This is a genomic window from Bradyrhizobium sp. P5_C11_2, assembly GCF_054049755.1.
In genome coordinates, this window is record NZ_JBFULT010000435.1 from 1 (window position 1) to 6,468 (window position 6,468).

At 65.1% G+C, this 6,468-nt stretch carries 8 protein-coding genes; 5 read left to right on the top strand and 3 right to left on the bottom strand.

Annotated elements, in window-relative coordinates; translation table 11 throughout:
• The first annotated feature begins 136 nt into the window (after nt 1-136).
• Nucleotides 137-1,342, top strand: a complete 1,206-nt coding sequence (tuf, locus tag ACXJL8_RS30155) for an elongation factor Tu (protein WP_456621581.1) — start codon at nt 137-139, stop codon at nt 1,340-1,342.
• A 64-nt stretch (nt 1,343-1,406) separates the two neighbouring features.
• On the opposite strand, the gene ACXJL8_RS30160 is transcribed toward tuf, so the two are convergent.
• On the bottom strand, nt 1,407-2,354 hold the full coding sequence (locus ACXJL8_RS30160) for a GlxA family transcriptional regulator (RefSeq protein WP_456621625.1): 948 nt from the start codon (nt 2,352-2,354) through the stop codon (nt 1,407-1,409).
• A gap of 167 nt (nt 2,355-2,521) precedes the next feature.
• Between ACXJL8_RS30160 and ACXJL8_RS30165 the strand changes: the two genes are divergently transcribed.
• The 3 genes from ACXJL8_RS30165 to ACXJL8_RS30175 all read left to right on the top strand — a co-directional run bounded on the left by ACXJL8_RS30165 (nt 2,522) and on the right by ACXJL8_RS30175 (nt 4,780).
• Nucleotides 2,522-3,235: a DJ-1/PfpI family protein gene (locus tag ACXJL8_RS30165; RefSeq protein WP_456621580.1), complete on the top strand. Its 714-nt coding sequence runs from the start codon at nt 2,522-2,524 to the stop codon at nt 3,233-3,235.
• Between the two features lie 39 nt (nt 3,236-3,274).
• Entirely contained in the window at nt 3,275-3,664 is a 390-nt protein-coding gene (locus ACXJL8_RS30170) for a nuclear transport factor 2 family protein (protein ID WP_456686102.1), read from the top strand.
• A gap of 498 nt (nt 3,665-4,162) precedes the next feature.
• Nucleotides 4,163-4,780: a LabA-like NYN domain-containing protein gene (locus tag ACXJL8_RS30175; RefSeq protein WP_456621578.1), complete on the top strand. Its 618-nt coding sequence runs from the start codon at nt 4,163-4,165 to the stop codon at nt 4,778-4,780.
• A gap of 15 nt (nt 4,781-4,795) precedes the next feature.
• Here ACXJL8_RS30175 and pcaG read toward each other — a convergent pair whose 3' ends face one another.
• Entirely contained in the window at nt 4,796-5,422 is a 627-nt protein-coding gene (pcaG, locus tag ACXJL8_RS30180; RefSeq protein WP_456686103.1) for a protocatechuate 3,4-dioxygenase subunit alpha, read from the bottom strand.
• A 4-nt stretch (nt 5,423-5,426) separates the two neighbouring features.
• Nucleotides 5,427-6,215: a protocatechuate 3,4-dioxygenase subunit beta gene (pcaH, locus tag ACXJL8_RS30185; protein ID WP_456686104.1), complete on the bottom strand. Its 789-nt coding sequence runs from the start codon at nt 6,213-6,215 to the stop codon at nt 5,427-5,429.
• Between the two features lie 95 nt (nt 6,216-6,310).
• Here pcaH and ACXJL8_RS30190 point away from each other — a divergent pair.
• Nucleotides 6,311-6,468, top strand: a 158-nt coding sequence (locus ACXJL8_RS30190; RefSeq protein ID WP_456686105.1) for a helix-turn-helix domain-containing protein, incomplete at its 3' end; no start/stop codon positions are given.

A 6,468-nucleotide genomic window follows, 5' to 3' on the forward strand; every position in this document is an offset into this window, starting at 1 on the left:
GCTTTGCGCCTGAACGAACGTCACACCTGACAATCGAAGCGGCCCGGAGCGGAAACGGCTCCGGATGCCGATCGAGCTCTCGCGGTGTCCCGAGTTGTGCAAACCAGCACGGGAGCTCGAGCACCACAGGTGTCCTATGTCCAAAGAGAAGTTCACGCGCCTCAAGCCCAACTGCAACGTTGGCACGATCGGCCACGTGGACCATGGCAAGACGACGCTAACGGCGGCGCTGACGAAGGTCTCGGCCGATCACGGCTGGGGCGCGTTCGTCTCCTATCAGGACGTCGCCAAGGCGTCGGCTGCGCAGGGTACGCGCGACGACTCGAAGATCCTGACGATCGCGACGAGCCACGTCGAGTTTTCGACGGCGGCGCGGCATTACTCGCATGTCGATTGTCCGGGCCACGCCGATTATGTGAAGAACATGATTACCGGCGCGGCCCAGATGGACGGCGCGATCCTGGTCGTCTCCGCTGCCGACGGGCCGATGCCGCAAACGCGCGAGCATATTCTGCTGGCGCGCCAGGTGGGCGTACCGCGCCTCGTGGTGTTCCTGAACAAGTGCGATGTCGCCGATGATCCCGAGCTCATCGATCTCGTCGAGATCGAGCTGCGTGATCTCCTGTCGAAGTACGGCTACGACGGGGACAACGCGCCGGTCATTCGCGGCTCGGCCATCCAGGCGCTGCGCGGCGAAACCGGTCCGCTGGCGGACCAGGCCATCCTGAAACTGTTCGACGCACTCGATAGCTTTATCGAGGTGCCCGAGCGGCCGAAGGATCGTCCGTTCCTGATGCCGATCGAGGGCGTCCAGTCGATCTCCGGCCGCGGCACGGTCGTGACCGGGCTGATCGAGCGCGGCACCGTCAAGCTCGGCGACGAGGTCGAGATCGTCGGCCTCGGCGAGACGCGCAAGTCGGTTGTGACGGGCATTGAGACCTACCGGAAGATCCTGGAGCAGGGGCAGGCCGGCGACAATGTCGGTTGCCTGCTGCGCGGGATCGACAGGGAGGCGGTGCAGCGGGGCCAGGTGCTGTCGCGGCCGGGCGCCGCGAAGCCGCACAAGGCGTTCCGGGCGGAGGTGTACGTGCTGACGAAGGACGAGGGTGGGCGGCATACGCCATTCTTCAGGAACTATCGTCCGCAGTTCTACTTCCGCACGGCCGACGTCACCGGCACCGTCCAGTTCGGCGACGGCGTCGAGATGGTGATGCCGGGCGACAGCGCCGAGCTCACAATCGAGCTCAACAAGGCGATCGCTCTGGAAGAGCGGTCGCGCTTCGCGATCCGTGAAGGCAACCGCACCGTTGGTGCCGGTATCGTCACGGAGATCGTGGAGTAGCGGATGGGGGCCGGATCAACCGGCCCCCATTCAGCATTATCTCGGCAACCTCAGATCAATCTGTCTAAGAGCCGAACCGGCTGCGATAGTCCTGTGGCGTCGCAGCCAGGAGGCGCAGAAAACTGCGACGCATGGTCTCTTCCGACCCGAAGCCGCAGCGTCGCGATATGCTCTTCACAGGCAGGCGCGTCTCCGACAGCATGCGCCGGGCGGCCTCCACCCTCAATCGCTCGATGGCGCGCGCCGGCGTCTGTCCGGTTGCTCTGGTATAATGCCGGCTGAAACTGCGTTCGCTCATCCCGGCCTGACTGGCAAGCCTGGGCAGCGAAAGATCGCCGGTGAGATGCCTGTCGATCCATCCGTGCAGCGCACCGAATTCGTCTTCGGCCGATTGCAGCGACAGCGCCTCGCTGAACTGCGCCTGCCCACCCGGTCGTTTGAGGAAGACGACCAGATAGCGCGCCACCGCGAGCGCCGTGGCGCGGCCCAGGTCCTCCTCCACCAGGGCCAGCGCCAGGTCGATTCCGGCTGTCACGCCCGCCGAGGTCCAGATCGTGCCATCGCGCACGAAGATCGGATCGGACTCGACACGCACGGCGGGGAAGCGACGCGCGAGCTCGGCACAGTATGACCAATGGGTCACCGCGCGCCGTCCGTCGAGCGCGCCCGACGCACCGAGCAGGAATGCGCCTGTGCAGACCGAAGCCACACGCCGCGCCTTCTTCACGCGCTGCCGCAGCCACTCCAGCAGCGCCGGATCGGCGGCGGCCAGGTCGACGCCCGGACCACCGGCGACCAGCAGCGTATCGAGCGCGCCCCTGCGCGAAAGGCGCTCTGTCGCGATCTCCAGCCCGGACGATGCGGTCACGCGCGAGCGATCCTTCGCCACCACGCGAAGGGCGTAGGGCGGCGTCCCGCCGGCTTGTGCGACGTGCTCGTTGGCGGACGCGAACACCTGGAGCGGCCCCGTCACGTCGAGCAATTGGACCGACGGGAACGCCAGCACTTCGATGACGCGAGCGACGCCGCCGCGAGCGAACGGGCGGGCATCGCGCGAAAGCGGCCTTGAACGAGCGGGACTTGGCCGAGAACCTGGCTGAAAACGAGGGGACTTTGGCATTTTGGCCATAGCGTGCCCCGTTAGGCTGGCGCTGTCCACTTCGAATTCAGAGCAAACCCATGATCCCACATGAGACGCACCTGCAAATCGGATCCCTGCTGTTCGACGACCTCGATCAGATCGACCTGACGGGACCGTTCGAGGTGCTGTCGCGCATTCCGAACGCGACCTATCGCACCTACGGCAGGACGGCCGAGCCGGTGCGCGACGTCAAGGGCTTGCGGCTGACGCCGGATGCGACGCTTGCGGACGCTCCCCAGCTCGACGTGCTCCATGTGCCCGGCGGCTTTGGCCAGGAAGCCCTGATGGAGGACGCGGAGGTCCTGGCCTGGATCCAGCGGCAGGCTGCCGGAGCGCGCAGCATATTCTCCGTTTGCACCGGCGCCCTGCTGTTTGGCGCGGCGGGACTTCTCAGGGAACGACGGGCGACCACCCATTGGGCCTCCTTTCACCTGCTGCCGCTCTTCGGCGCCATCGCCGTCAACGAGCGGGTTGTGATTGACGGGAACTGGATCTTTGCCGCCGGCGTCACCGCCGGAATTGACGGCGCGCTGCGGCTCGCGGCGGAGCTACGCGGCGATGACGTGGCGCGGGCGATCCAGCTCTACATGCAATATGCACCGGAACCGCCGTTCGACAGCGGCACGCCGGAGCGGGCACCCGGCGCCATCCTCGACCAGGCCAAGCGAGCGGTCGCCGACATCACCGCGCACCGGGAGGCCACTGCCCGGCGCGTGGCCGCGAGGCTCGGGATCGCCACGCCCATTGGCTGACGCGCAATGCCCCACCATCGACCAGCCCCAGGAGACACCATGAGTGCAAAGACCTTCACGAAAACCCCGCCGCCGGACTGGCTCCTCGCGATGTGGCGGGAGATCGACGACAAGACCTTCGGCAGCGGCTTTGACTGCTTCGCCGAGGACGCGATCTGCAATCTCGGCGTCGCCGATTGGCACGGGCGCGAGACGATCCGCAACAATCTGCGGCAGTTCATCGACCGCGGCTTCACCGCGCTCCACGACGTCATCGAGTACTGGGATAGCCCCCTGCTCAAGATATTTCGCGGCGAGGTGGCGATGCGTYTCGACGACCCCAACACCGCGCCCGTGCGACCGACGATGGTCCATTTCTTCTATATGGACGAAAAGGACCCCACCAAGGTCAAGCACTGGATCGGCGCGGTGGGCCCGACGGGATTCTAGCCGGCGCGCCGCCGAGATCCGCGCGGCGACGCAAGCTCCATCGCGACAACAGGGATCGGCCTCGTCATCGGACGAGGCCGATCCATTTTCCGACCGAATGAACCAGACCTGCCCGGACGACGGCGCGTTCACCGCGCCGGGCGATGCGCCCCGAGCGCAGCAGCGCGATCATGGCAACGGCCGCTGTTGCCGCCGCGTCTATCTACCTTGGTATAGAGCGCCGAACCCTTGGGATACGCGCTGTTTACTTCCGTACAATTGAGCATGGAATGCTGACGGCCTAACGTGGCTTGCATTGGGCGCCCTGGCGCCGGTGGCACCAACCCTCCTTGGTGGCACCAACTCCCTGACCTTGGCGCATGACGGCCACACCCCTGTCCGGTCGTCTGCGCCGTTTTTTCAGCAAAGCATGGGCGACTTCAGGGTTTTCCGGCCGGCCCACAGAGCCTCAGGGGCCGAACCTGCTGGCTCACATGCGAAACGGGAGATTTGTGCATAATGTCTTCGCTTGAGAAGATCGCACTCTTCATCGATGGCTCCAATCTCTATGCCACCTCCAAGGCGCTCGGTTTCGATATCGATTACAGGCGTCTGCTCGCCGAATTTCACGGCCGAGGTGTGGTGCTGCGAGCCTTCTACTACACGACGGTCATCGAGGATCAGGAATACTCGTCAATCCGGCCGTTGATCGATTGGCTCGACTATAACGGTTACACCGTCGTCACCAAGCCCACCAAGGAGTTCGTGGACTCCATCACCGGCCGCCGCAAGGTGAAGGGCAGGATGGATATTGAACTCGCCGTCAATGCGATGGAACTCGCCGAGCATGTGGATCAGATCGTGCTGTTCTCGGGCGACGGGGATTTCCGCCCGCTGGTGCAAGCCGTGCAGCGTCGCGGCGTCCGCGTGACGGTTGTCTCCACGCTGGTCAGCCAGCCGCCGATGGTCGCCGACGACCTGCGCCGGCAAGCGGACATCTTCATTGACCTGGCGGAACTGAAGCCAAGAGTGGGGCGCGATCCGGCGGAACGGCCGGGATCGCGAGAGATCCGTCAACAACCACCGCAATTCACCGCGCGCGCAGATCCGAGGCGACCGAGTGGATTGATCCCATAGGACGACGTCGGATCGTCAGACGTCGAAGAAAACCGTCTCCTCCGGCCCCTGCAGATTGATCGTGAAGGAATACACGACCTTGCCGGCGCGCTCGCTGCGGGTGGCGATCAGCGTCTTGCGCCGCAGCGCCGGCTCGACCAGGTTGAGTACGGGATCGGCGGCGTTCGCAGCCTCCTCATCCGAGAAATAGAGCCGCGTATTGAGGCTGATATTGATGCCGCGCGCGACGATCCAGACGTTGACATGCGGCGCGCATTTGCGGCCTGCCTTGTCGGTGATCGCACCCGGCTTGACGGTCTCGAACGTGACGAGACCGCTGTCGAAATCCGAGCCGGYGCGGCCCCAGCCGCGAAAATCCTGCTCCAGCGCACCGGCCGAACGGTCGGCCGGATGGTTGTAGCGGCCGGCGGCGTTGGCCTGCCAGATTTCCAGCAGCACGTCGCGCAGCGGCGTGCCGCTGCCGTCGAGCACGCGCCCCTCCAGCGTGATGCGCTCGCCTTGGGTCCTCGGCGTCACCAGCACGTTGGAAAAGTTCTTCTCGAAGATGTCGAAGCCGGCCATGGCCGGGATCAGTCCGATGTGGACGTACGGGCCGGCGGTCTGCGAGGCGGTTTCCTTGAGGTAGTTGAGCGGCTGCGGCATGGACTCAGTTCCCCTCGGTGCGATTTTCGAAATAGGTGGAGCGGGCCCCGCGCAGCACGATGTCGAAGCGGTAGGCGAGCGAGTCGAACGGCGTCGAGGCGTTGAGGTCGAGCGGCGCCACGAGGCGATCGAGCGCATCCTTATCCGGGATCGTCGTCAGGATCGGGCAGACCRGGATCAGGGGATCGCCCTCAAAATACATCTGGGTGATCAGCCGCTGCGCGAAGCCCGAGCCGAATACCGAGAAGTGAATGTGGGCGGGACGCCAGCTGTTGACGTAGTTGCGCCAGGGATAGGGCCCGGGCTTCACCGTGCGGAAATAGTAGTAGCCGGTGTCGTCGCTCAGCGCGCGGCCGCAGCCGCCGAAATTCGGATCGATCGGCGCCAGATAAGTGTCCTTCTTGTGCCGGTAGCGGCCGCCGGCATTGGCTTGCCAGAACTCGACCAGCGTGTTCGGCACGCCGCGCCCGGTCTCGTCGAGCACGCGGCCGTGGACGATGATGCGCTCGCCGACCGGATCGCCGTCCTTGGCGTAGTTGCGGATCAAATCGTTGTCGAGCGGTCCGAGATCGTTGTGGCCGAACACCGGTCCGGTGATCTCCGAGACCGAATTCTCCAGCGACAGCAGCGCCTGACGCGGTGAGCGCAGCACCGAGGATTTGTAGCCGGGCGCGTGCGCCGGCGGATGGATGGTGCGGTCGCGCTGGAAGAAGCCGCCGTCACGGAGCGGAGGCGTGAACGGCTCGGGACCGTTGAGGCGGGGATCCTGCAAGGCTGGYGCCTGGGCATTCATCGGCGTTGTCTCTCCCTCTGGCGCCCCGTTTGGGCGCACGGCTTTGTCGGGAGATGATGCGGCGGACTATTCTCAAGATAAATAGATCGATTATAATGAATTCCATGAAAAAAATCGATCATTTGGCGCTCGACGGCCACGCCCTCGAACTGTTCCTCGCCGTGCTGGAGGAAGGCTCGGTGACGGCGGCGGCAACGCGGCTCGGCCTGACGCAGTCCGCGGTCAGCCACGCCCTGAACAAGCTGCGGCGGGT

Excerpts from the sequence above, each read along its gene's own strand:
- tuf (WP_456621581.1), top strand. The coding sequence starts at position 137 with ATGTCCAAAGAGAAGTTCACGCGCCTCAAGCCCAACTGCAACGTTGGC.
- ACXJL8_RS30165 (WP_456621580.1), top strand. The coding sequence starts at position 2,522 with ATGATCCCACATGAGACGCACCTGCAAATCGGATCCCTGCTGTTCGAC.
- ACXJL8_RS30175 (WP_456621578.1), top strand. The coding sequence starts at position 4,163 with ATGTCTTCGCTTGAGAAGATCGCACTCTTCATCGATGGCTCCAATCTC.